The organism is Pedobacter soli (assembly GCF_900101435.1).
Lineage (GTDB): Bacteria > Bacteroidota > Bacteroidia > Sphingobacteriales > Sphingobacteriaceae > Pedobacter > Pedobacter soli.
In genome coordinates this window covers 195,806-222,556 of sequence record NZ_FMZH01000001.1, presented here as the reverse complement: position 1 = coordinate 222,556, position 26,751 = coordinate 195,806, and the positions used below count along the sequence as shown (strand labels likewise).

Below are 26,751 nucleotides of genomic sequence, written 5' to 3'. Positions count from 1 at the left end.
AAAGAAATTTATACATTAGTGCAATAAAGATTAGAGAGATGAAATTTTCAGTAGATAAACACGATAAATATGTAAGCTTAAGGTTAGAAGAAACCAGGTTTACTAACGATAATGCACCTGGTTTAAAATCCGAGCTGTATTTGCTTAATGCAGAAGGTTTTAAGAATATTATTGTTGATCTTAGCCATGTTACCGAATGTAATGATGCACAGGATTTAAGCAGTTTATTGGTTGGTGACAGACTTTGTAAGGCAGCCGGAGGATTGTTTATCGTTACCGGAATTAGCGATGAACTGGCTACAATTATAGAATTATCAAACATATTTCAGTCTGTAACGTTTGTTAATACAATAGAAGAGGCAACCGATTTCATCTTTATGGATGAACTTGAAAAAGAATTCAGAGGCGCTAAATAATCCACATTATCCAATAATATTATAGCCTCGTAGTTTCTCAAAATCTACGAGGTTTTTTATATCACATCATGATGAAGTTTGAAGTTACTATTTTAGGAAGCAGTTCGGCCACTCCTGTTTTTAACCGGAATCCATCAGCACAGCTTTTAAATTGTAACGAAAAATGTTATTTAATTGATTGTGGTGAAGGTACGCAACAGCAACTGGCTAAATTTAACCTCAAAGCCGCGCGCATCGATTATATCTTTATCAGTCACTTGCATGGTGATCATTATTTTGGACTGATCGGTTTGCTTTCAAGCCTGCATTTAAATGGCCGGATCAAACCCATGCAGATTTTCGGACCAAAAGCATTGCTGGAGATTCTCGAAATCCAGTTTAAATATTCAGATACTGTTTTGCGCTACCCGATTGAGTTTTTCCCAATTGAGGCAGATGAACCGAAACTGATTTTTGAAAACAGCGATCTTACAGTAAAAACCATTGTTTTAAATCACCGCATTCCAACCACAGGTTTTCTTTTTCAACAAAAGAAAAGACAGCGTAAGTTGATTAAAGATAAAGCAGAAAATGTGCCTATGGCTTATTATACCGCGCTGAAAAAAGGAATGGATGTAGAACTACCTGATGGAGAAATTTTGCGCAGCGAAGATTATACGGTAGCTGCAGATGCACCAAGGTCATATGCTTATTGTTCTGATACCTTATTCGACGAAAGTTATCTGCCAACAATTATGGGTTGCGATACCCTTTACCACGAAGCTACGTTTATGCACGATTTACTGGATAGGGCCAGGGAAACACACCATACTACTGCTCAACAAGCCGCTGAGGTAGCTAATATTATCGGTGCAAAGAAATTATTAATCGGTCATTTTTCATCACGTTATAAAACCTTACAAATGCTTTTCGAAGAAGCACAGGCTGGCTTTGAAAATACCGAACTGGCAGTAGAGGGGAGAACCTTCCAGCTTTAATTTTTTTAATTGATCCTGTGCGTTAATCCGTCATCCTCAGCTTGACTGGGGATCTTAAAGCTTTGTTACATGAGTATTTCTGATTTTGGATAGGTTACGCGCTTAGCGACAGATTTCTCCGCTATGCTCCAGATGACAACGACTATAATCACAAAAAAAGCCCTGAATTTCTCCAGGGCTTCCGAATTATAAAAATTAATTACTTGTCTTTTTTGTTGCCACCTCCAAATACCGAGAAGTGAACATAACGCTTAGGATTAGCTTTTAAGTCGATCATTAAAGCATCCAGATTTTTAGAAGCGTTATTTAAGTTTTCGTACATTTTGTTATCGTTCAGTAACAAACCTAAACTTCCTTTTCCATCTTTAATGCCTGCAATTACACTTTGCAAATCAGCAATCGCATTGTTAGCATTATCTAAAGTTTGTTTAAAGTTGGCAGCAGCAAACTTATCGGTAACCGTATTAATGTTGGTTAAGATATCGCTGATTTTTTTGTTATTGTTGTTCAGGTTGGCAGTAATGCCTTCTACGTTTTTAAAAATAGCTTCAATGCGTGCGCTTTCAGATCCTACCAAACCATCTACTTTTTTCGATGTAGTTTCTAATGAAGCTAAAGTACCCGCAATGCTGTTAAAGCTTTTATCAACGTTTTTCTGGAAGTTAGGATTCAGTATAGAGTTTACACTGCTTAAAATAGAGTCCATTTTACCAATAATCAACTCAGCTTTCTTTTGAACTGGCTGCACCTGCTCCATCAGTCCTTTTTCTACATTGGCATTTAACGTGTAACCATCTTCAGCCATTTTTTTAGAATTACCTAAAGACATTACAATAGCTTTACTACCCAATAAGTCGGTTCCTTCCAAACGGGCAATACTGTTTTCAGGAATTTCATATTTACTGTTGATACTTAAGGTAGCAATGATAGTACCATCGGTTTGAAGTGCCAGTTTAGCTACCCGGCCAATTTGGTAACCATTAATCAGGACTGGTTTAGATACCGTTAAACCATCAACTCTGGTGTATTTGGCAAATAAAGTGGTTTCGTTTGAGAAGATAGAATTCCCTTTTAAAAAATTATATCCGATTATTAATAAAGCAATGGCAAACGCAGCTAAAATACCTACTTTGGTTTCGTTCTTAATCTTCATGTTGTTTCTTTAATGGCTACAAGTTTTGTTATCGATCTAAACTTGTTAGAGCGTAATTCATTTTTAAGCTAAACTTTATAAATACACAAAGCCAGCATTAATTGTTTGGTATATGTTTTATATTTTCTGCAAAGTTAAAATAACTATCATTTATAATGCCAGTTATTTGACTTCGATATTTTTTTTATACGTTTTTATTGCCGCCACAATAGAGCTGGCAATTTCACTCTGGCCTTTTGCGGAGTTGATGTATTTCTCTTCTTCCGAATTTGAAATAAAACCAACCTCAGTTAACACAGCCGGCATTCCACAGCGTTGTAACACCAGTACACCTTGCTCTTTAACCCCTCTGCTCAATCGTTCATCCCTGCTGATGTAGCTGTTCTGGATTAATTTCGCAAATTTAATACTTTTATCTCGAAAGGTATTTTTTAACAGGGAGAAAAGTATAAAGCTGGCAGGATTACTTGGATCGTACCCATCATATTTGGTTTTATAGTTCTTCTCGAGCTTGATATCGGCATTTTCCCTGATGGCTGCATCCTGCTCTTTTAAGCGGTGCGAGCCTGCAACCAATGTTTCTACACCTTTAATGTGTTTGTTTCCCGGTGGCATAGAGTTGCAGTGGATGGAAATAAACAGATCGGCATTGGCATCGTTGGCGATTTCGGCCCTTCTGTGTAAGTCAACATCAATATCTGTTTTTCGGGTATAAATGATTTTAATTTCTGGCAATTCATCTTTTAAAAGCTCGCCCAGCTTAAGTGCTACTTTTAATGAAATATCCTTTTCTTTAGAGAAGCTGCCTGAAGCGCCCGGTTTTCTACCGCCATGACCAGGGTCGATCACAATTGTTTTAATTTTGTATCCCTGTGCAAAGGTATGTGTAACAGCTATCAGCGAAAGAAAAAATAAGGTAACCAGAAGTTTAATCTTCATTTAAAAGGGGGTTAAAATGAGGTTTCAGCTATACGTCTGTAATTTTTAATTGCCTTAATAATACCATCAACTATCTCTTTTTGTCCTTCAGGTGAGTTCATGTAATCCTCTTCATCCGGATTACTTACAAAACCAATTTCGGTTAAAACTGCAGGCATTGCTGCCCTTGCCAATACCGCAAGGCTTTTTTCCTGCACACCACGGTTAATACGACCTGCGTTTACATATTCCTGTTGAAGCATTGAGGCAAACTTTAAACTCCTGTCGCGGTTAGTTTGTTTCATTAAAGATAACATAATATCGCTTTCGGGCGTATTGGCAATAAAGCCTTCGTAGTTTTTCTGGTAGTTATCTTCCAGAAACATCGAGGCATTTTCACGTTTAATTACCTCGTCCTGTTCGCCCAAACGTCCGGTTCCGGAAACGAATGTCTCTGTCCCCCTTGTAGAAGTACTTTTTGAAGTAACCGTTCTGTAAACCGGAACTTTTCTGCCCCTTACTTTTTTATAATAATCAACCACGCGCGAAACGCGAACCGGCATATCGTTTAAGTGGATAGATATGAAAAGATCGGCCTTGGCATTGTTGGCGATATTGATCCGCTCATAAAGTGGAATAAATACATCCGACTCACGCGTATAAATCACTTTAATGTCTTTTAAACTATCCTGAAGCGCCTTGCCCAGGTTTAAAGCTGTTTTAAGGGCCACATCTTTTTCTTTTGAATACACGCCATGAGTAGCACCGTCTTTGCCACCGTGGCCGGCATCAATTACAATTGTTTTAATTTTATATTCCTGCGCAAAAGCTTGATTATCAAAGGTGTTTGATAGTGTCAAACAAATAATAAATGTTAAAATGGATTTAAGATACATCAATGGTATATTTTTCACTAATTTTGAACGTTTTTGATTAAACATTTGTGCAAAAATAACATTCAAATACGAATTTGAAACTTCTTAAGAGCTCTATTTTACTAATTTCTGTCATTTTATTAACACACGTTGTTAGTAAAGCTAACGCATTTTCTCATTTTTCATTGCAGCAAATCATTAAGCAAGACACAACTAAAAAGGATACCACCCAGAAAAAGGGGAAAAACAACAGTAGTATCGATCGGAAAGTCGAATACAAAGCCGAAGACTCGGTAAAAATGAGTGCCGATAAAAATATTGTTTATCTGTACGGTAACGCCCGGGTGGTTTACGGCGATTTTGAGCTGGATGCAGGTTACATCAAATACGACAAAAAACAGAACACCATTTTTGCTACAGGGGTAAAAGATCCGAAAACCGGGAGATACAATGGTAGACCCATTTTCAAATCAGGTGCCGATGGGACAGCAATAGCAGATTCAATTTTTTACAATTCGGAAACTACCAGAGCTAAGGTTTATGGTGTTTTTTCTGAACAGGAAGGAGGCTTCTTCTCTGGCGGACAGAGCAAGAAGCAGATAGACGATGAGCTGCACATTAAAAATGTGATGTACAGTACCTGTAATTTGCCCCATCCGCACTTTGGTTTAATGATTTCTAAAGGCGTGGTAACCGAAAAACAAATCATCACGGGGCCGGTTTACATGGTTATTGAAGATATTCCAACATTTTTTGGTTTACCTTTTGCCTTTTTTCCGAAACCCAATAAACGCACCTCAGGGGTAATTTTACCCACGCCCGGTGAAGACGCTACCCGTGGGTTTTTCTTGCAGAATGGTGGCTACTACCTGGGTTTAAACGACTACTGGGATGCCAAAATAATGGGGTCTATTTATACCAATGGCTCATACGAAACCAGTTTACTAAGTAACTATACCAAAAGATATAAGTTTAACGGTAACATTAACCTATCTTACTCCAGCTTTAAAGATGGATTGGAAGGAACGGAAGCTTTTAAAAATCCAACCAAAAACTTTAGTATTAACTGGAGCCATAGCCAAAATGCCAATGCTAAACCGGGTACCACTTTCAGTGCCAGCGTAAGGTTGGTATCGAGTGGTAAAAGGGGGTATTATCGAAATACTGCGGCAGGTACTTCGTATGATATTAATGCAATTTCTACCAACTCAACGAGTAGTAGTATCAGTTATGCCAAAACATTTTCAAACAACATGAACTTGTCTTTGGCTGCTTCAAGTGACCAAACTTTAAGTACCAGGGCTATTTCATTGCGTTTACCGGAACTTACCTTTAACGTACCTACATTTAATCCTTTCCATTCAAAGAATTCGGTTGGAGAACAGAAATGGTATCAAAAAATAACCGTAGGTTATAGCTTACAGGGAACCAACCGGATTGATACTTTTGACAGTTTACTTTTTGATAACGACGGTTTAAAGCGTCTGCGTAGTGGATTTGCACATAGCATTCCGGTTAATATGTCGTTTACAGCCTTAAAATATTTAAACTTTAGTTTGGGTGGAACCTATAACGAGGTTTGGAATTTCCAGAGTGTAAACAGAAGGTATACCCAATTTGCCGATAATACCTATACTTTTAGAGAAGATACCCTAAGTGGCTTTAAACGGGCAGGGAGTTATAGTCTTTCTACCAGTATGTCGACCAAAATTTATGGACGTAGAGATTTTAATCCGCAAGGCAAAATTCAGGCTTTAAGGCATGTTATGACTCCAAACGTTTCCTTCTCTTATTCACCTGATTTTACCAAAGCAGGAGCAGGGCCGTACAGGCCTGCTATTGATCAAAATGGGAATGAAATTTTAACCAATGGTTTGCCTCTAAAATATTCGATTTTTGATGGTATGGCGCAGCCTGGATCTTTCGGAGGGCCAAATGCCTCTATTGGTTTCGGGATTGATAATACTGTAGAGTTGAAAGTCAGGAACAAGAATGATACAACCGGTACCGGATCGAAAAAGATCCCGATTATACAGGGTTTAAGCTTTAGCGGATCTTATAACTTTTTGGCCAAATCGTACAAATTATCGACCATTGGTTTTAGTGGCCGCTCGCAGTTTACCGATAAACTGGGCATTAACTACAATGGTACTTTAGATCCTTATTCACTAAGGCCTGATACAATTCCTGGTTCTAACTTGCTGATCAGGCAGGATCGTTATTTCTGGCAGACCGGAAAAATATTGCCACGTTTGGCTAACCTGGGTTTCTCATTTGATTACAGTTTAAATCCAGAGGCTTTAAAACGTAAAAACGAAGCCAATGATAAATTAGGAGAAGCAGCCAACAAAAAAGGCTTGACCGATATTCAATCTGAGCAATTGGCTGCCATTAGCCGCGATCCAAATGCTTTTGTTGATTTCAATATTCCATGGAATTTTTCGTTCTCATACAGTTTCCAGTACTCGAACGATGGAAACAATACAACCATTTCAAATACGTTGAATTTTAACGGTGATGTTAACTTAACGCCCAAATGGAAAGTTACCTTTAACTCAGGTTACGATTTTAAAAACAGAGGTTTAACGCCTATGAATCTGGCTATTTACCGCGATTTGCATTGCTGGGATATGAGTGTAAACTGGGTTCCTTATGGTGCTTACAAAAGTTATTCGGTAACCATTAAAGTAAAAGCATCGATACTGCAGGATTTGAAATTGAGCAAAAGACAAGGTTTTTACAGCACATACCAATAAATTTATGCTAGCCGAAATTATTACCATTGGCGACGAAATTCTGATCGGCCAGATTGTAGATACCAATTCTGCATGGATGGCCAAGCAGTTAAACCTGGCGGGGATTTCGGTAAAACAAATCACTTCGATATCTGACGACGAACAACACATTCTGGATGCTTTAGCCCAAGCCGAGCAAAGAGCTGATATTATTTTGATTACCGGAGGTTTAGGACCAACAAAAGATGATATTACCAAAAAAACGCTCGCTAAGTATTTTAACATGGGCTTTAGAAGGGATGAGGCTGCCTTGGAAATGGTTCGCCAGATTTTTGAAAAATTTAAACGCCCCTTAATTGATGTTAATATTCAGCAGGCTGATGTACCCGATGGCTGCGAGGTAATTGTGAATAAAAACGGAACTGCCCCATGTATGTGGTTTGAAAGAAACAACAAGATTTTTGTCTCAATGCCTGGTGTACCGTTTGAAATGATGTACCTCATGGATGATGAAATTTTGCCGCGTTTAAAACACAGGTTCAAGCTTCCGGCCATTGTACATAAAACGATACTTACAGCAAACATTGGCGAATCGTTTCTGGCTAAAGAAATAGAAGCAATTGAAGATGCTTTACCAGTACATATTAAACTCGCTTATTTGCCCAAATTAGGGCAGGTACGTTTGCGTTTATCGGCCAAAGGCGATGATGAAGGTAAATTAAAAGCCGAGGTTGAAGGCTTTGCCCAACAGATTATGGCCAAGGTAGAGAAGTTTGTGGTGATTGATGAAGATATTCCTTTAGAAAAAGCTATACTAAATTTCATGGATGCCCGCGGTCTGACCCTGTCAACCGCCGAAAGCTGTACAGGTGGATATATTGCCCATTTAATTACGCAACACCCGGGTTGCTCTTCGGTGTATTGGGGCGGAGCGGTAACCTATGCTTACGAGCTTAAGGAATCGATACTTGGGGTAAAGCAAGAGACACTTGCAACATTTGGTGCGGTTAGCGAAGAAACCGTAAGAGAAATGTCGGAAGGCGCCATTAAACACTTTAAAACCGATTATGCGCTTGCTGTTAGCGGAATAGCAGGACCGGATGGTGGTACCGCAGATAAGCCAGTTGGTACGGTGTGGATTTCAGTTTCTTCAAAAGAAAAAACCGTAGCTAAACTGTTTAATTTCAGTAACAAACGGCTACAGAACATCGAACGTTCGGCTGCAGCAGCCCTAACCATGTTATTAAATCTACTTAAAGAAACAGTTTAGAAGGAATAAAAACTGTATTTTTGTGGCGTTACCAATATAAAATACTGTAATTTAATATGGCTCAATACGAACTATTGTTACCAAAAATGGGTGAAAGTGTTGCAGAAGCAACGGTGATTAAATGGGTAAAGCAACCAGGTGATGCTATTGATTTAGATGATACCATTCTGGAAATCGCTACCGATAAGGTAGATTCTGAAGTTCCTTCTCCTGTTGCGGGTAAATTGGTTAAACAATTATTTAAGGAAGATGAAGTTGCCCAGGTTGGTGATGTAATTGCAATTATAGAAACCGAAGGCGGTTCTGCTGCTCAGGTAGAAGAAGCTCCTGTTGCCGCTCCGGTAGCAGAAGAGAAAAATGAAACCATTCCGGGTATTGAACAATTGCCGGTACAAAATACAAACCCACAAGCCGATTTTAGTGCCAGTGAGCGGTTTTACTCACCGCTGGTTAAAAGCATTGCTGCACAGGAAAATATTTCGATTGCAGAGCTCGATGCGATTAAAGGTTCGGGTGCTGATGGCCGTTTGAATAAAGACGATTTATTGAATTATATCGCCAACAGAAATGGCGGAAATGTAATTAAAACGCAAACTGTTATTATGGCTCCACCTCCTCCGGTTGAGAAAGCCAGCGAGAGCAAATCTATTACTCAGCCTTCGGCACAACCTGCAGTTGCCAGTAAACCATCTACCACATCTGTTAGTGGTGGCGATGAAATTATTGAAATGGACAGGATGCGTAAGCTAATTGCCGACCACATGGTAATGAGCAAAAGTACCTCGCCGCATGTTACTTCATTTGTTGAAGCCGATGTAACCAATATGGTTTTGTGGCGCAATAAAGTGAAAAACAGTTTCGAAAAACGCGAAAACGAGAAAATCACTTTTACCCCGATCTTTGTAGAAGCAGTTGCGAAAGCAATTAAAGATTTCCCGATGATTAATGTTTCGGTTAACGGAACGCAGATTATCAAAAAAGCAGATATCAATATTGGTATGGCTGCTGCTTTACCTAGTGGAAACCTGATTGTTCCTGTAATCAGAAATGCCGATCAGTTAAATATAGTGGGCTTAACTAAGGCTGTAAATGATTTAGCCGTACGTGCCCGAAACTCGAAATTAAAACCTGATGAAACCCAGGGCGGAACCTTTACCTTAACCAATGTGGGTAGTTTCGGTAACGTAATGGGTACGCCAATTATTAACCAGCCACAGGTGGCTATTTTAGCTGTCGGTGCCATTAAAAAGAAACCAGCGGTATTAGAAACCGAACATGGCGATGTAATAGCCATACGCCACATGATGTTCCTTTCATTATCATACGACCACAGAGTGGTTGATGGTTCGTTGGGAGGTATGTTTGTTCGCAGGGTTGCTGATTATTTGGAGGCCTGGGATTTGAACAGGGAGATTTAATCAGTTAACAGTTTTCAGTTGGCAATATCTCCAACTAAACCATTTACCAGTTTAACCATTTAAAATGTTAGATTCAATTTTAAAAAAGATAGTTACCGATAATGTGTTGCATGCCAAATGGTTAAATACATTATCTTATATGGAAAATGCAGGTGCTAAAAAGATTTCAGCATCCGAGCATAAGGAAAATGTGAACCTCATTATCCTGAAACATGCTGCTGAAGAGCACCGCCATGCCTATTACCTGAAAAAACAGATTGCAAAGGTTGATGAAGCACTTTGTAAAACTTATACCAATGCCGAGCTTTTATCACCCAACAATACCAAATATTATTTACACGCTTTAGATATTGCCGTTTGCCGTTACCTAAAAGCAGAGTTTAATCTGTCGGGTTACGAATTAAAGTTTGCCGCCTATCTTTTTGTTACTTATGCTATAGAAGTACGTGCAGATGAGCTGTATCCGGTTTATCAGGCAGTTCTGGACGAAGCCAAAAGCAAGGTAAACGTAAAGTCAATTATTCTGGAAGAAGAGGGCCATCTGGAAGAAATGATAAACCAATTGGTTAGCTTTTCTGATGATTGGGAAAAACACGCAGCCGAAGTAATTAAAATAGAAAAAAACCTGTTTGATAGCTGGGTTTCAGCTTTAAACGTAGAGCTACCGGTAACTGCTTAGTTTTAACGAACTGATGCAAAGAATCAAATTTATTGGGGATAATGATAAGAAAGAGATTATTATTCCCTCTTCTAAAAATTGGTTTTTTATTATCATTTTTTTTGTTGCAATATTAGTTTGGTTGGTAGTTGAGCTGATCATAGTTCCTACTTTAATTATTGCTAATTTGAATCATTTTTTATCATTTGCGCCTTGGCTAGTTGGTTGGACAGCAATTGGATTATTTATCATTAAAATATGGGTCTGGGAGGCTTTTGGGAAAACCATTTTATTAATCAGGGAGAACGAGCTTGTTATTAAAAAGAAATTCGATTTCATTTCATCAACCAAATATTTCAAGTTAATCGGTATAACTGATTTATCAATATTAAATAAGGATATAGAAACTACCAGATATTTTACGCGTCCGAATTACCTGTTTTCTTCTAAAACAAAATCTATTATTTTAAATTATGGTTTTTTAAAAGTTAATGTTGTTGATTGGCTTAATCAGGAAGAAGCGGAACAAATCATAGCTGTTTTGAGTAAATCAATAGAATCTTCAAAATCTCAGGAAAACTAAAATAAATATGATTTGTTCCTAAATAAAAAGAAGTAGCATGTCTAAATTCTCAGATTTAATCAATGGCGAAAAGCCAGTACTGGTCGATTTTTTTGCCGAATGGTGTGGCCCTTGTAAAATGATGAAACCCGTTTTGGATCAGTTGAAATCGCAGGTTGGAGATTCAGCTGCAATTATCAAGGTAGATATCGATAAAAACCAGCCCGCTGCTGCAGCTTTTAATGTGCAGAGCGTACCTACTTTAATTTTATTCAAAAATGGTAAACCCGTTTGGCGCCAGAGCGGCGTAGTTCAGGCAGCGCAGCTGAAACAAGTTATCGATCAGCACGCTTAATTAAACCTCAACAACAGCTTTAGGTGTCACAGCGAATATCCTTTCATTGTTTTTAGGGTAAACATTATATAAACCCGTAAACAAGCTAAAAGCAGGTAAAACAGCATAACTGTTGCCAAAATAAAAGCAGGGGAATTTAAGACGTTGTTTGGCCTTACCTACAATGGTTACGCCAGGGTGGATGTGACCGCTAATAGGATAAAGCTCATCAGCATCATTTTTGGGCGCATCGTGAATAAAGCAAAAAGGGCCCAAGCAAAAACTGGGATCGTGTATTTCAATTTGCATTGAAGCATAATCAGCATGCGATAGTTTATCGTGATTGCCTTTTACAAGCAGTAATTTCAAATCGGCATAAGCATTTCTCCAATCCGAAAAATCATCAATATCTGTATTTAGGCCATGATGAAACATATCGCCCGTAATGAGTAAGGTTTTGGGTCGATATTTTTCAATTAAGCCACTTAAGCGCTGCATATCACTCTGGCCAATAGTAGCAGGTACCTGTACACCGGCTTGCCTGAAATGGGCCGATTTGCCTAAATGTAAATCGCTAATAGCCAGTAGTTGATGTTGGGGTAAATATAAAGCCCGCTCTTTATCTAAAATCAGTTCTTCTCCGTGGCTTGTTATAGTCATTTTATAGTGTTGTCATCCTGAGTCTGTCGAACGATTTTTAATCAAACAGGTTCATTTTATATCATTTACTTAATCTTATCAGATTCGGCTTTCATTCTGCTGATGCGCTGCTCCAGCTCTTCCGAACTCATATTTTCGCGCAAACTATCTACCTTAATCGGGAAAGAAAGCGGCGTAAAACTTTTCGGATGCGTGATTACAATTGCACCGTACTGAATCCTTTCCAGTGCAGCGGCCAATCGAGGTTCTTCCAGTTGCTGGTAAAATACCTCATCATAAGCTTGCCTCAAAAGTAAATTATGTGGATCATAATCACTAAAAACATTAAAAAATAAACCTGCCGATGACTGTAAATGCTTATTGGCCACATATTTTCCGGGATAACCCTGAAAAACCAAACCTGAAATACAGGCAATATCACGGAATTTCCTGCGTGCCATTTCAGTAGAATTGATACTTAGGGTAATATCCTCTGTTAAATTTTTAGGCGAAAAAACCTCATAAGCAATCGATTCATCCATCGGTATTTCGGTTTCGCTGAGCAACTCAAAGCCATAATCGTTCATGGCAATAGAAAAACTGATGGGTAGTAATTTGCTTAAGCGGTAAGCAACCAGAGCAGCCAGCACCTCATGTACCAACCGGCCTTCAAAAGGGTAGGCAAATAAATGGAAACCTTCTTTATTATTAATCAGCTCAATCAATAATTCATCGTTTCTGGGTACATGCGAGCGTTTTTCCTGCAGCAAAAATAAAGGATAAACTACATCCAGTTCCTCATCCTGATGGGTTTTATCCAGGGCTTCGTTGTATTTTTTACGCAATACCGAACCTAAATTAGATGACAAAGGTAACCGGCCACCATTCCAGCTGGGCGATATGGCATTTTTCTGCTTACTGTTGCGCACAATCACCGTCATATCCTTTACATGGATAAATTCGAGTACACGGCCTGCCAGCCTGAAATTATCGCCAGCTTTTAGCCGCGTTACAAAATATTCTTCCACCATGCCCACATAACCTCCCGAAAGGAATTTTACTTTCAGCATGGCATCACTCACAATCGTTCCAATATGCAGGCGATGGCGCATGGCCAGCTGGCGGCTCTTTACTTTCCAAAGCCCATCCTCATCTTTAGTTACCTTCTTAAATTCGTTATAAGCACTTAAACTATCGCCCCCTGATGTTATAAACTGCATTACCCAGCTCCATTCTTCCGGCAATATCATTTTAAAAGCATGGGTATTTTTAACCTCGTTATAAATTACCTTATCATCAAAACCATCGCCAATGGCCAGTGTAACCAGGTATTGCACCAGCGTATCAAAAACCATAATAAAAGGTTCCCTGCTTTCAATATTGTTGGTTTTGGCCGCTTCTTTAATGGCAGCAGCCTCTACCAGTTCTAAGGCGTGGGTAGGCAGGAAGTATATTTTAGAGGTTTCGTGCGGCGAATGACCAGAACGACCTGCACGCTGTAAAAACCTGGCCACACCTTTAGGCGAGCCCACCTGCACTACCGTGTCAACAGGTTTAAAATCTACGCCCAAATCCAGCGAAGAAGTGGCAATAACTGCTTTCAGCTGGCCGGTGTGCAGGGCATCTTCAATCCAGTTGCGCAATTCGAAATCTATTGAGCCATGGTGTATGGCAATACGACCCGCCAGTTCGGGTTCAATATTTAGCAAATGCTGGTACCACATTTCCGATTGACCGCGTGTATTGATGAAAATTAAGGTTGTCTTGCTTTTTTCGATAATCGGTAGCAGTTTGTAAGCGAGCTTTAACCCTAAGTGACCTGCCCAGGGTAGGGTTTCAATATCATCGGGCAGGATAGATTTAATCAGTATTTTCTTCTCTAAATCAGCCTTAACGATAATGCGTTTGGTATCTGCATCCGGTTCTAAAACATCCAGAGCCTCTTCAATATTACCAATGGTTGCTGATATGCCCCAGACCCTTAAAAACTGCTGTTTTTCCTGCTTTTGCAAACCTTTAATGCGCGAAACTGCCAACTCTACCAAAACACCACGTTTGCTGCCCAAAAGTTCATGCCATTCATCAGCTACAATGCATTTCAGGTTTTTAAATAAAGTTGACGAGCCTTTTTGCGCCAAAAGTAAATGCAGGCTTTCGGGGGTAATGAGCAGTATTTCAGGCATCGATTTTTTCTGCTGAACCTTTTCTGCCTGACTGGTGTCGCCGTTTCTCACGCCCACATGCCAGTCGAGCTCCAGTTCCAGTAAAGTTTCGCGCATGGCACGCGCAATATCTTTCGCCAATGAGCGTAAAGGGGTAATCCAGATCAGTTGCAAGCGGTCTTTTGCTTTCTTATTGCTGTTCTCAGAAGCATTCAAAGCTTCAATCACAACAGCCAAAAATAAAGAGAAGGTTTTGCCAAAACCTGTTGGCGCATTTACCAAACCGCTGTAACCATTCAGATAGTACTGCCAGGCCTCTTCCTGAAATTGAAAAGGCTTGCGCTTATGTGTTTTAAGCCATTGTTTTACCTGTTTATATCCTTTGGTTTTGGTTTGGTCCATGCCTAAATATAGTCGCTTTATTGCTGGCGGTTTAATTTTATATTATTTTTTTTGAAAAGCAAAAGCAGTAGTGCTTCGGTTGCAGCAGTCCCGCCATACGCTTTACCTTTTTTGTAAATCAGCTTTAAATAGGGGCTACACTTAGGCAAAAAAGGGTATCGCTGCTGTCGGGTTTAAAATTACAAGGTTGACTGCAGTAACTGCCTTAAATCTTCAAGTGTATTAATTTCTGCTGCTTTTTTATCCTTTCGCCAGCGTAATATGCGTGGAAAGCGAAGGGCCAGTCCTGCTTTGTGGCGTTTACTTTCAGCAATACCTTCAAACGCGATTTCGAAAACCAGTTCTGGTTTAACCGTGCGTACCGGGCCAAATTTTTCGATGGCATTGCGGGTTACAAAGCTGTTTACCTCTTTAATTTCCTTATCGGTTAAGCCCGAATAAGCCTTGGCTATGGTAACCAGGTTTTCGCCATCGCGAACGGCAAAAGTATAATCGGTAAAGAAATTTGCCCTTCGGCCACTTCCTTTTTGTGCGTAAATCATTACGGCATCAACGGTGTAGGGGTTAATTTTCCATTTCCACCAATCGCCTCGTTTGCGTCCGCTGTGGTACAATGAACTGAGTTTTTTGAGCATAATACCCTCACTGTTTATCGAACGCGAATCTTGTCTTAAGGTTGCCAGCTCTTCCCAGCTACTACAATCGATAACCGGAGAGAGGATTACCGGACTATCGCCTAAACCAGCTATAACCTTTTCTAAAATTTTTCTTCTTTCGCTCAGTGTCTGCGTTCTGAAATCATGGGTTTCATATTCAAGTAAATCGTAAACGAAAAATCCAATAGGAGCATCTTCTAATTGTTTTTTACTAATTGTTTTACGGTTTAAACGCTGTTGCAAGGTGCTGAAAGACAATACTTTTTTATCCTGTACAGCCAGTATTTCGCCGTCTAAAACAATACCGTCGGGCAGCACGTCAACCAGAAAATGCAATTCAGGAAACTGTTCCGTTACCAGTTCTTCGCCACGGCTCCAGATAAAAAGTTCTCCGTTCCGTTTAATAATTTGCCCGCGTATGCCATCCCATTTCCATTCGGCCTGCCAGGCTGTAATATCGCCCAGGCTTTCTGGCGCCTGTTCCAAAGCATAAGCCAGGCAAAAAGGGTAGGGCCACGAATTATCGGTGTTTACATGGATACCATTCACAAGTTCATGAAAAGTAATTTCGTAAGGGTTCCACTTGCCCATAATGCTGTGCATAATTTGCGCACTATCCAGGCTGCTTTGTTTAGCCAAAGCATTAACCAGCATTTTATTGGAAACACCTATTCTGAAATTTCCTGAAATCAATTTGTTAAAAATAAAACGTTCCTGTGTTTCAAGGTGGTTCCAGGCATTTAGAATAAAAGCCTTTTTGGTGTCATCATCCTTTCCTTCCAGGTTATGCAGGTCTTCAATCCATTGGTAAAGTTGTAAATCTGACGTGTTTTCTGCAGGAGGAAGGAGCAGGGCAATGGTTTCGCTTAAATCGCCCACATTGGTGTAACTTTCGGCAAAAAGCCATTCTGGTGTTTGCGTAATTTCGATTGCCCAGTACTTAAGCAGGGCGGATTTGATCGGCCTTTTAGGTTTTTTTCCGGTAAATAAAGCAATTACCCAAACTTTATCTTTGTCATCGGCATAGTTAAAATAATGAACCAAAGCCGCTATTTTAGCATTGGTTTTATTGCTGAGCTCCAGCTGCTGAATCAGTTGTGCAAAGTGTTTCATAGTAATTTGCTTTCGTTTTGCGCTACTAAATCTACATTGCTTTCTTCGTCATCTTCCTGCCCGAATTTGGTTAATACCTCACTGGCTTCAATGCCTTGTTCATTTAAAAACCGGCTAAATGCTGCTGTAAAACCATGGGTAACATAAACCTTTTCTGCTCCGGTTGCCGTAATGGCTTCCATCAGGCCATTCCAGTCGGCATGGTCGCTCAGTGCAAAACCCGCATCGGCACTTTGCCAGCGGCGATGCGCCCTAACCTGCATCCAGCCAGAGCAGATACCGGTAACCGGCTGGGCTAAATTTTTAATCCAGCGGCTGTCGCGCATCACGGGTGGAACAATTACAATTCCTTTTTGTAAGGCTTCTTTGGTAATTTCGGGTACAATCCTGATGGTTTCGGGCAAGTTTACGCCTGCATTTATAATTACCTCGTTCAGGTTAGCGATACTGTTGTGTACATATATCGGAACGCTGCCTGCCAGGTTTTTAATCAGGCGTTGTGCCTTGCCCAAACTATAAGCAATTAACACGCTCGTGCGTTGCTGGCTGATGTTATCGTTTACCCAATTTTGAATGCCGTTAAAAACCACCTCTTGTTTTTGCCATTTGTAAACGGGTAATCCAAATGTACTTTCCGAAACAAATGAATGGCATTTTACAGGTTCGAAAGGCGTGGTAATGCCATCATCTTCAATTTTATAATCGCCCGATACCACACAGATTTCACCTTTATAAGCCAATCTAACCTGCGCCGAGCCTATAATATGCCCTGCCGGGAAAAATGAAATATTTACCCCGTTTCGGGTAATGCTTTCTCCATATTCGAGGGTTTCTACATTTAAATCTTCGCTTATTCTACGTTTAATAATGGGTTTGGTAAGCGTATGGCAGAGGTAATGTTTATTGCCAAACCGAACATGGTCGCTATGCCCGTGTGTGGTTACAGCATAATCTACAGGCCACCAGGGATCTATGTAAAAATCTCCCTGTTTGCAGTAAATGCCTCTTTTGGTAAATTCTATGAGTGCCATGCCTATTAAACAATAAATGTATCAATTGGTTTTGAAGTAATATCGGGTAATTAGCCGATAAATTAAAATATCGGGTAATTAGCCGATAAATTAAAATATTGGGTAATTAGCCGATAAATAGAAATATCGGGTAATTACCCGATATTGTTTGGCATTTCTAATTATTTTATCGATATTGGTATTATGATTTGCATTATAACAGGCGATATTATAGGCTCACGTAAAATAAAAGACAGCTGGTTAGCAAGCTTAAAAGGAGCACTAAAGGTTGTTTCAGGGAAGCATAGCAGATGGGAAATTTTTAGGGGAGACAGCTTTCAGGTAGAAGTGAATGCCGCAGAAGCGCTGAAAACAGCGATATACTTAAAAGCCTGTATCAGGTTAAATAAACCTGCAGATGTGCGGATGGGGCTTGGAATTGGCGTCGTACAAAACAAAAGAAAGAAACTTACAGAAGATAGCGGCGATGCTTTTGTGTACTCGGGTGCTGCCTTTGATAGCTTAAAACAGATTAAGCTTAACCTGGCCATTAAAACCAGTTCTGCTGATTTCGACGAAGAAATAAATACACTGATTAAGCTCGCCCTCATTGCTATGGATAGCTGGGGAGTAGTAGCTGCCGAAATGGTTAAACTGGCGCTTGAACACGAAAACATATTGCAGAGCGAATTGGCAGCTATTTCGGGCAGAACACAATCATCGGTTAGCGAAGCATTAAAACGGGCTCATTTTGCCGAAATAATGGATATGGATAAGTTGTACCGTAAAAAATTGAACCAAATGTTTTAAAATAATGGATATCTACCTCATCAAGCTCATTATTGCCCATTTAATTGGCGATTTCTTTTTGCAACCAAGCTCCTGGGTTAAAGAAAAGGAAGTAAAGAAACTTAAATCAGCTAAACTTTACCTCCATGTAGCCATACATATTGCACTCATATTCCTGATTTTTTTAAGTTTTGGGGTGTGGAAAGTAGCCTTGTTAATCGGGCTGATTCATTTCGCAATTGATACCTTGAAATTATTGTTTCAAACCCAAAAGAATGCCCGTTTACTGTTTTTTGTCGATCAAGTATTGCATTTTATTTCCATTGTAGCTGTATGGCATTTATTTTATAAAGGAAGCCTGGATATCAGTTACCTCAAAGAAACCAAAACGTGGATATTCATTTCTGGAGCTTTGTTTTTAACCATGCCTACCTCCATTACCATGCGGGTTATTATTGCCCGCTGGATTCCGGATAACCAGGCTGATAGTCCGAAATCGTTGCAGAATGCCGGGAAATACATTGGTATACTGGAACGGGTATTGATATTTATATTCATCTTAACCAATCATTTTGAAGCAGTTGGTTTTTTGCTGGCTGCAAAATCGATATTCAGGTTTGGCGATTTAAAAGAAGCTCACGACCTTAAATTAACCGAATATGTATTAATCGGCACACTACTGAGCTTTGGTATTGCCATTGTAACTGCCATGCTCACACAGCAACTTATTGCATAAAAAAAGCAGCCCTAAAGCTGCTTTTTTTATGATTTATTTTCCTCCCGGAAGGCAGTTTTCTTTTAAAAACTTGGTGTAGGTTAACGATAAATGCTCGCTGGTTCCATCACCTTCAGAAATACTGTGGGTACGATTCGGATAGCTCATTAACTGAAAAACCTTTCTGTTTTTGATTAATTCGTTAATCAGCATTTCAGCATTCTGGTAGTGTACGTTATCATCTCCAGTACCGTGGATATACAATAAATTACCTTTCAGGTTTTTGGCATGCGTAACCGGCGATCCTTTAACATAAGCTTCTTTGCTTGGGAAAGGCGTGCCCATATAACGCTCCTGATAAACATTATCGTAAGTTAACTGATTGCCAACAGCAGCTATTGCAATACCTGTTTTGTAAATTTCAGGGTATTGGAACATCAGGTTTAGGGTAGAAGAACCACCACCGCTCCAGCCCCAAACTGCCACACGGTCTTTATCCATAAAGGTATTAGTAGCCAATAATTTCTTAGCAGCCATAGCCTGGTCGCGGATGTTAATTACGCCGATGTTTTTATAAATACCTTTGTGCCATGCACTGCCTTTTGGTACCGGTGCACCTCTGTTATCCATCGAAATGTAGATATAACCATCTTTAGCCATATCGCCGGCATATAAAAAGTTTCTTCCTGCGCCATAGGTATCAAGTGCGGTTGCAGAAGCAGGCTCGCCATACACATAAAATACAACAGGATATTTTTTAGACGGATTAAAATTATCAGGCTTTTTCATCCAGCCATCCATTTCAACACCATCTTCGGTAGTTACTTTAAAAAACTCTACTTTATTTTTGGGTGCTTCTTGTTTTGAAAGCTGGTTAGTGATGCTGCCGTCCATGGTAAACGGATTGCCCGTTGTAAAGTTCATCCACTCCGTAATAGGTCTGACAATAGAACTGTTATATGAATGACGTGCAAATGCAGCATTTGGAGAAATATCGTAGTTGTGTGTGCCCGGTAATACCGAAGGGGTAACCTGCTCTAATTTACCCTTTCCATCCAATTTGGTTTTGAAAAGATACTTCTGAGTAGCATTTGTAGGTGATGCAAGGAAATAAACCATGTTATTTTTAACGTCGATTAATTTAACATCGATCACATCGTAGTTTCCTTTGGTTACCAGGGTTTCTTTTTTACCATCAACACTAATCCTGTAAAGGTGATTCCAACCGTCTTTATCTGATACGATGGTAAATTCTTTATTGTCGTTTAACCATTTCCACTCATCCTGTGCATCAATCCAGGCTTTGGCTTTTTCGGTATAAACAGCTTTAGCAGCGCCAGAAGCGGCATCGCAGATAAACACGATACTTTCGTTCTGCTCACGGTTAAGCTGTTGTAAAATGATGTTGTTGCTATTTGGCACCCATTGCATACGAGGGATATAATGCTGAACGTTATCGCCCGGTACATTTAACCAGTTGGTTTTAGCAGTATTGATATCAACCACCCCAACTTTGCAGGAAGAAGGGTTTTCGCCAACTTTAGGATACTCAACAGGAATGGTGTAAGGATAAATAGAATCTGTATTGTTGATCATCAAAAAGTTCTTGATTTTGGTAGCATCCAGTTGCCAGTAGGCAATCGATTTTCCATCAGGGCTCCACCTGAAACCATCGCGGCAATCAAATTCTTCTTCGTAAACCCAGTCGAAAGTACCATTAATCATCCGGTCAGTACCATCAGTAGTTAAGGCTTTTGCACCAGTCCCGTCAATATTTTCTACATATAAATTATGCTGACTTACATAAGCCACTTTACTGCCATCAGGCGATAACTTGGCAAACATTAATGAAGAGGCTGGCCTGTCTTTACCAATCTGTACAATTTTGTTTGATGTTAAATCTGCCAACCAATAATCGCCACGGGTATCGTAACGCCAAACTTTCTTGCTGTTGGTGTAAATTAAAGCTTTTGTGCCATCATCCGATAACTGGAAACTTCTTACCGCTATGGCATCACTTTTACCCGCGGGGGTTAATAATGATCTTGAAATAATTGTTTTCTTGTCGCTTTTAGGGAGCGTTACCGAAATAATTTCTCCGCTGGCAATCTGGTAGTAGGAGTTTCCATCTTTTGCCCAGTTAATGTTTTGGGCATTTGAATCAATTACAGCACATAGGGCAATGCAGGTAACTGATAATCTGAGTAATAGTTTTTTAATCATATAAAGTTAGGTCATAAAAAAAGCTTTTTAACTTTGGGGCTAATTTAAATAAAAAGCCGTCAGTTAAAAAGCCATTAATTAGCTGGAAATGGTTAATTATTCACCACCACCTTGCATTTTTGCTAAATCTTCCATCGTTACCACTTCGTATCCGGTTGGAACTTCTTTCGAAATCGGGCCAACTTTACCTTCAGTAATCGATTTTAAGGTTGTAGTGGTTTCGATACCTCTTTGAACCAAAGTATATTTTACCGGGAATGCATTTAAACCAGGGAAATAATTTTGAGAACCCACATTTGGTAATTCTACATCTTTAGTCGCCCAAAGTTCGTGCGCGCCACCTTTGTCATCTTTAAAAGTATATTTTTCTGCATTAAAGCCTCCAACAGTCTGTTTTTCGCCTGTGGCTTTGAAGTCAGAAAATTTAGGCATAGCGCCCATTACTTTTTCTACATCTTCTTTTGATTGTTTTACCGCAAATTGTTTTTGGGCAATTGGCACATCGATTAAAAGTAACCCGGTTTTATCATTATTATCAGATACGATACCAATTAAGGCAGGACCTTGTTCCATTTCGATTTTAGTTAAACCATTGTTGAATTTAACTTTCAGTTCTGCAGGTGGCTCTTGTCCGCCCATAGCAGATTTTTGCTCTTCAGTTAATTTGTATGCTAAACCGTAAGTAAGCGTACCTTCGGTCATTTTCTTTTGCGCATTGGCAAGTACAGCACTGCTTACTAAAATTAAAGCTACAACGCTTGTTTTGATTGATTTGAACATGTTTTTATTTCAGTTTAGTTTTTTTACCAGTTAATTTTTTCTTTTTTTAGAAACGAAGCAATTCCTTTTTTAAAATCTTCACTTTCTCTAATGCGGGCATTGATTTGAACAGCTGTTTCCAAACTTTTTTCCAATAAGGGGTTATTCGTTTGATTAATAAGCTGTTTGGTAATCATTAATGAGTTTCCAGAGCTTTCGCTGCACAAACTTAATGCAAATTCTTTTACTTTTTGATGAATCTCTGTCGGATTTGTTACAAAATTAATCAAATTATATTGCTGCGCCTGTTCTGCTGAAAAGGTTTTCCCCGTGAGCAGAATTTCCTTGGCAATGGTTTCGCTAACCTTTTGTTTTAAAAAGCAGGAAACAATAGCCGGAACGAAGCCTATTTTTACTTCGGTATAGCCGAAATTACTTTCTGGCGTAGCAAAAACGATATCGCAAATGGTAGCTAAACCACAGCCACCAGCAATGGCATGCCCTTCAACCTGTGCAATAACCACTTTGGGTAAATAATAAATTGTGGTGAAAAGCTTTTTCAGGTTGTTCGAATCGGCTACATTCTCTTCGAAAGTGTTGTGTTGCAGTTGCTGCAGGTAGTCTAAATCGGCGCCCGCACTAAACGAACTGCCTTTAGCATTTAAAATCACTACTTTAACTAAATCATCTTCTGATGCCTGAATAAATGCTGCAGTTAGTTCGGAAACGAGTTGGGGATTTAAGGCATTCCTTTTTTCAGGCCTGTTAATCGTTATTGTTGCAATCCTTTCGGCAACATGGTACAAAACCAGATTTTCCATGCTATTGGGTTAGTTGGATCAAATATGCTTTATTTTTCTTTAAAACGTAAGCATCTTTTCTGTTTTTCTGTAATTGTTTAATTCGGTATTGCTTATTGGTTGCATCAACTAACAGCGTTTGAAACCGGATATCTGAAGGAATATTACTTAAATCGAATTTACTGTTTCCTGTCAGCCATATTGCAGAAAAGGCGCTTCTTCCCTGCAATTGCTTGTGATTTAGGTGATTATCAATTAATAAAATGCTATAACCTTGAAATACAATCTGTTTATCTTTTAATATGAAGTTACGTAATACTGTGTCTTTTTCGAAGCTAATGTGATGAATACGGTCAATTTGCATCGACATCAGTGCCGGCTTAATAAAAAACGCATAGCTTTTATCTGTTACTTTTAGGTCAGTAACCAGAACGGTTTCTTTTCCTCGCGTAAAAGCTGCAGCGTAGTTTTTTCTTAATGAAAAGAACAGGATGTTACGCTGTTGCAATGCCGAAAGGCTTTCGTAAGCAATGAGGATTTGATAGCAGGTAAAAAGTAACAAGGATAAAAATATCAACCTTTTGCTGAATTTGGCTAATCCGTAAATGAAAAAGCCCAGGCTAAAACTCAATAATATAAATTCTGGCAAGCTAATGTAAATGGTAGAAAAAGTAGCAAATGGCAGGTTGGCTATCCACTTTAAAGTCGAATTGGTAAAATTGATCAGCCATTCGAAGATTGATGCCAAAAAACCAAGTCCCGGAATTAATGTGGCAATGCCCAAATACATCATCAGCACCAGCGGCAGTGTAATAAAGAGGTTGCCAAGAAGAAAATAAAGCGGAAATTGGTGAAAATAATAGATACTTAATGGAAAAGTAGCAATTTGTGCTGCCAGCGACATCGCAATGAAGTTCCATAATTTATCCAGTCTTTTATTTTCGATGTAAAACAAGTTATAAATTTTCGGCTGAAGGTAAAATAACCCAAAAACAGCTAAATAGGAGAGCTGAAAGCCAACATCCCAAATGGAGAAAGGATTGTAAATAAGCTGGCAAAAGGCCGAAAAAGCTAAAATATTATAGTTATTGGTGTTTTTGGATAAGGTTTTGGCGATAATAAATACACTAATCATAATGGCCGACCTCACCACAGAAGGAGATAAGCCTGTAATTAACGCATAGCCCCATATCAAACTACAAATGATCAGAAGCTTAGCAATTTTTAATTTGCGGTTCCGGTTCAAAAACAGAAATATAAAATCTAAAACCACATATATAATCGCTACATGCGCTCCCGAAACAGAGAGCGCATGTAAGGTGCCGGTATTGGCATACGCAGCCAGTGTTTCTGGACTTAAGTCGGCACGGTAACCCAAAATCAGGGTCGATGCTACTGCAAAGGCTTCGTTGCTTTTAATTAACCTTCTAAACTTCTGAACCTGTTTTGCTCTTAAACGCAATGCCTTTTCAATGATGAAATGACCCAACTGTTTATTGGTTTTAACTATGTTTTCCCGTTCTAAAAAAGCCTGGTGGTAAATGTTTTGTGTAGCCAGCCAGGCTTTAAAATCAAATTCAGCAGGGTTGTAAGGTGGTTCTATTGCTGTATATTGGGCAGGCATAATAATTTCATCGCCATAATCAAGTTTTAAAGGTCTTGAGTTAGCTAATCTTACCGAAACCAGCAGCTGACCAGATGCTTTAATTTGCTTGTGGGCAAAATAACCTGCAATAACCTTTGCTTTAAAACGCAAAATGCTTCCCCTTTGCTGAGGTTCATCGTTCACCCATATTTTTAACTGGTTATATTTCTTTTTTGCAAAATGGTTACTGTTTAGTTTTTCATTCTTTAATAGACAAACAGAAGCACCCAACAGGAAGAATAGCAAAAAGATTGAAATCCCAATTACCCCCTTAAAACGGTAAATACTTAGTTTTTTGTAAGCTAGGTTTGTTGCCAGGGCAATCAGCACCATAAACAGCGTGGCTATTGCGGTAAAATAGAAGCAAGCCCTGTATGGCAAAAAATAAAATAAGCCAATTCCAATAACAAATGGAAACAAGATCCTCACAAAAACGTATTCTGCTTTAAACATGTTTAGAACTGATAGCGTAGCTGAACTTTAACCTCTGATTTTTTATTACTATTAATTTCATCGAGATAAGTACCAACAGTTTCTGCATCCTGATAAATGAATACAGCATATCTTAACCATAGATTTAACTTTTTAGCCAGACTATATTTTAGGTTCAAATAACTCCTGAATCCCCGTCCATTGTACATGCCAAATGAAAAGCTGTACAAAACATCGTCTTCGTACACATAAATGCGGCTATTGTAACTTGGGGTGTTAAAATAAGCCAGCCTGATGTTGCCTGTAAGCCTGGCAAATAGGGGTGAGTAATCTACATCCTGATAAAGCATATAGCCAAATTCACGTTTAGCATCGCCCTTTTTGTATTGCGATACTTCTGCGCGGTTTTGGAGCATCCAGTTTTTATTCAATTGCCAGCGAAGCTCCATCCGGTATCCGGCTTTAATTACATTATCAAGGAATTTAACAGGAACGTTAAGGTCTGTATTCTGTTGCTTAACTTCACGTTTATACCGGGCTAAAATTTTAAAAGTTTTGGTTGGTGTGTAAACAGCCTGTCCAAGTATTTCATAACCTTTGGAAGGAGCATCAACGCGATATTTCAACCAGGGGAATTTGAAGTAATCGCCATAAAAAGAAAACGCCCAATGTTTATTCGGGTTAACATTTAAACCTGCGTACAAGCCTCTTTCATTTACTGCTTCTGTTGATTCTGATACGCCCTGGTTAAAAAAGTTATGGTAACTTTTATTGTAGTTACGATAGGTTACCGCCGCTGAAACTGTGGGAGATAAGCTGATCAATACACCGTTTATGGCTGCAATACCGCCGCTTATGGATTTGCCAATTTCTCCGTACCAGTACATGTTTTTTAAGGTATAGTTATAAAAAAGCCCCAGGTTGGTGAGTTTGTTCCCGGTAAAGCTATACTTGTCATAAAGTGCCGTTTGGGTTATAAAACTATTGTCGTAGTAGCTTTGGTAGGCAATAGCGCCAGCACCAAATTCGTTTTTGGTGTATTGTAAAGCCATACCGTAAACACTTTGGGTAAGGCTGTTTTTATTCTTGATTTCAGTTGGCGTGCGGTGTAAACCTGTTTGGTTGATGGTCGATTGAACCAGTTCGCCTGCGGCATTTGTTTTCTGGCTGGCATCTAAACCCCTGAATGAAACAAAAGGAGTGAGGTCGAAATTTTTGTACAGATTAATCGTGGCAGCTGCGCCCCTGAAAAAGGAATACTCATTGGTTGAAGTGTAAGGTCTTAAGCCCAGATCTTTTTTAGCCACACTGGTTACATCAGGACCTTTGCCAAAAGAAAAACCCGACCAAAGGGTTAATCCCTGGCCAAACTGTAGAGTGTAATCACCCGCAACAAGCTTTTTGATTTTTCCCAGTTTAAATAGTGCAACATTGGCCGAAACAAAATCGAAAGGTTTACCTATAAATTTTTCGCCTGCATCCTTATCAAAGGTTAACGCTGCCGAAATTATTGAGCTATAGTTATAGCGATAGCGGGTTTGAAAACGTTCCGGCGATCCCAGATAACGGTTGCCAGGCAAATCTGTAAAGCCCTTTTGCTTTTCGAGGGTTTGTGCAAATCGCATCATCAAATCGTGTTCACCAGCAAACAGGTTGTTTAATTTAAAATTTTCATACTCCGGTGTTGTGTTTACCGTAACAAAAGGAATCAGGTTTTCAATCGTTTTAACATCAAAACCATCAATGCTTTGCAGTTCGTACACATCAAGCAATTTTCCATTCGCTTTCATATAAACAAAGAAATTGCTGATTTGCAGGGGCGAAATGAATACCAATGTTTTTAACTCTTCTACCGAGGTATTATTTAAATTAATGGGGTGCTTTCGGTATCGGGTTAATATTTCAACCAGTTCAGTTATATCGTAATCATCAGGAAGGTTCTCGGCAACGCTTTCAATGATGTCGCGTATGGCTACTTCCTGTTCTGTAGTTTGTGCATTTGCGATAAATCCGATCATCACAAATAACATGCTTAAAATTTTAGAACGCATAATTTATTGTTTTTCAGGTAAATGTGGTATCTGCAGGCG

The 26,751-nt window shown here is 39.3% G+C and carries 22 protein-coding genes; 10 read left to right on the top strand and 12 right to left on the bottom strand.

Features of this window, described 5'->3' with window-relative positions:
• Positions 1-38 precede the first annotated feature (38 nt).
• Positions 39-416, top strand: a complete 378-nt coding sequence (locus tag BLR37_RS00815; protein WP_039480323.1) for an STAS domain-containing protein — start codon at positions 39-41, stop codon at positions 414-416.
• Positions 417-487: 71 nt separating this feature from the next.
• Entirely contained in the window at positions 488-1,393 is a 906-nt protein-coding gene (locus tag BLR37_RS00810; protein ID WP_090763300.1) for a ribonuclease Z, read from the top strand.
• A 199-nt stretch (positions 1,394-1,592) separates the two neighbouring features.
• Here BLR37_RS00810 and BLR37_RS00805 read toward each other — a convergent pair whose 3' ends face one another.
• From BLR37_RS00805 to BLR37_RS00795, 3 genes are all read right to left on the bottom strand, one after another.
• Complete coding sequence (locus BLR37_RS00805) at positions 1,593-2,546, bottom strand: MlaD family protein (protein ID WP_039480330.1); 954 nt, start codon at positions 2,544-2,546, stop codon at positions 1,593-1,595.
• A gap of 162 nt (positions 2,547-2,708) precedes the next feature.
• Positions 2,709-3,485, bottom strand: a complete 777-nt coding sequence (locus BLR37_RS00800; protein ID WP_090763296.1) for an N-acetylmuramoyl-L-alanine amidase family protein — start codon at positions 3,483-3,485, stop codon at positions 2,709-2,711.
• Between the two features lie 11 nt (positions 3,486-3,496).
• Positions 3,497-4,360, bottom strand: coding sequence for an N-acetylmuramoyl-L-alanine amidase family protein (locus BLR37_RS00795; protein ID WP_090764775.1), 864 nt, complete (start codon positions 4,358-4,360; stop codon positions 3,497-3,499).
• Between the two features lie 164 nt (positions 4,361-4,524).
• On the opposite strand from BLR37_RS00795, the gene BLR37_RS00790 reads away from it, so the two are divergent.
• From BLR37_RS00790 to trxA, 6 genes are all read left to right on the top strand, one after another.
• On the top strand, positions 4,525-7,095 hold the full coding sequence (locus BLR37_RS00790; RefSeq protein WP_244154562.1) for a putative LPS assembly protein LptD: 2,571 nt from the start codon (positions 4,525-4,527) through the stop codon (positions 7,093-7,095).
• A 4-nt stretch (positions 7,096-7,099) separates the two neighbouring features.
• Positions 7,100-8,344, top strand: a complete 1,245-nt coding sequence (locus BLR37_RS00785) for a competence/damage-inducible protein A (RefSeq protein ID WP_090763289.1) — start codon at positions 7,100-7,102, stop codon at positions 8,342-8,344.
• A gap of 56 nt (positions 8,345-8,400) precedes the next feature.
• Entirely contained in the window at positions 8,401-9,762 is a 1,362-nt protein-coding gene (locus BLR37_RS00780) for a dihydrolipoamide acetyltransferase family protein (protein WP_090763285.1), read from the top strand.
• 64 nt (positions 9,763-9,826) lie between these two features.
• Positions 9,827-10,441 (top strand): hypothetical protein, encoded by a 615-nt coding sequence (locus BLR37_RS00775; protein WP_090763282.1) that lies wholly within the window; start codon positions 9,827-9,829, stop codon positions 10,439-10,441.
• Between the two features lie 13 nt (positions 10,442-10,454).
• Positions 10,455-11,003, top strand: a complete 549-nt coding sequence (locus tag BLR37_RS00770) for a hypothetical protein (RefSeq protein ID WP_090763277.1) — start codon at positions 10,455-10,457, stop codon at positions 11,001-11,003.
• A 37-nt stretch (positions 11,004-11,040) separates the two neighbouring features.
• Positions 11,041-11,337, top strand: coding sequence for a thioredoxin (trxA, locus tag BLR37_RS00765; protein WP_090763274.1), 297 nt, complete (start codon positions 11,041-11,043; stop codon positions 11,335-11,337).
• On the opposite strand, the gene pdeM is transcribed toward trxA, so the two are convergent.
• The 4 genes from pdeM to BLR37_RS00745 form a co-directional block, all read right to left on the bottom strand.
• Positions 11,338-11,976 carry a ligase-associated DNA damage response endonuclease PdeM gene (pdeM, locus tag BLR37_RS00760; protein WP_090763271.1) on the bottom strand — a complete coding sequence of 213 codons (639 nt, stop codon included), beginning with the start codon at positions 11,974-11,976 and terminating at the stop codon, positions 11,338-11,340.
• Between the two features lie 65 nt (positions 11,977-12,041).
• On the bottom strand, positions 12,042-14,519 hold the full coding sequence (locus tag BLR37_RS00755) for a ligase-associated DNA damage response DEXH box helicase (protein ID WP_090763268.1): 2,478 nt from the start codon (positions 14,517-14,519) through the stop codon (positions 12,042-12,044).
• A gap of 179 nt (positions 14,520-14,698) precedes the next feature.
• Complete coding sequence (locus BLR37_RS00750) at positions 14,699-16,288, bottom strand: ATP-dependent DNA ligase (protein WP_090763264.1); 1,590 nt, start codon at positions 16,286-16,288, stop codon at positions 14,699-14,701.
• Positions 16,285-17,319: a ligase-associated DNA damage response exonuclease gene (locus BLR37_RS00745; protein WP_090763262.1), complete on the bottom strand. Its 1,035-nt coding sequence runs from the start codon at positions 17,317-17,319 to the stop codon at positions 16,285-16,287. Before BLR37_RS00745 ends, BLR37_RS00750 begins: the two co-directional genes overlap by 4 nt.
• A gap of 183 nt (positions 17,320-17,502) precedes the next feature.
• On the opposite strand from BLR37_RS00745, the gene BLR37_RS00740 reads away from it, so the two are divergent.
• Positions 17,503-18,108 carry a transcriptional regulator gene (locus tag BLR37_RS00740; RefSeq protein ID WP_143009503.1) on the top strand — a complete coding sequence of 202 codons (606 nt, stop codon included), beginning with the start codon at positions 17,503-17,505 and terminating at the stop codon, positions 18,106-18,108.
• 4 nt (positions 18,109-18,112) lie between these two features.
• Entirely contained in the window at positions 18,113-18,823 is a 711-nt protein-coding gene (locus BLR37_RS00735; RefSeq protein ID WP_090763256.1) for a DUF3307 domain-containing protein, read from the top strand.
• Positions 18,824-18,856: 33 nt separating this feature from the next.
• Here the strand turns inward: BLR37_RS00735 and BLR37_RS00730 are convergent, their stop codons facing one another.
• From BLR37_RS00730 to BLR37_RS00710, 5 genes are all read right to left on the bottom strand, one after another.
• On the bottom strand, positions 18,857-21,025 hold the full coding sequence (locus tag BLR37_RS00730) for a S9 family peptidase (protein WP_090763253.1): 2,169 nt from the start codon (positions 21,023-21,025) through the stop codon (positions 18,857-18,859).
• A 96-nt stretch (positions 21,026-21,121) separates the two neighbouring features.
• Positions 21,122-21,805, bottom strand: coding sequence for a hypothetical protein (locus tag BLR37_RS00725; RefSeq protein WP_090763250.1), 684 nt, complete (start codon positions 21,803-21,805; stop codon positions 21,122-21,124).
• Between the two features lie 23 nt (positions 21,806-21,828).
• On the bottom strand, positions 21,829-22,605 hold the full coding sequence (locus BLR37_RS00720; protein ID WP_090763247.1) for an enoyl-CoA hydratase/isomerase family protein: 777 nt from the start codon (positions 22,603-22,605) through the stop codon (positions 21,829-21,831).
• A 1-nt stretch (position 22,606) separates the two neighbouring features.
• The gene (locus BLR37_RS00715; RefSeq protein WP_090763244.1) at positions 22,607-24,682 is read right to left on the bottom strand and encodes a ComEC/Rec2 family competence protein; all 2,076 of its coding nucleotides are present in this window, start codon (positions 24,680-24,682) and stop codon (positions 22,607-22,609) included.
• A gap of 2 nt (positions 24,683-24,684) precedes the next feature.
• A complete protein-coding gene (locus BLR37_RS00710) occupies positions 24,685-26,712 on the bottom strand; it encodes a ComEA family DNA-binding protein (RefSeq protein ID WP_090763241.1) in 2,028 nt (675 codons plus the stop codon).
• Between the last annotated feature and the right edge of the window lie 39 nt (positions 26,713-26,751).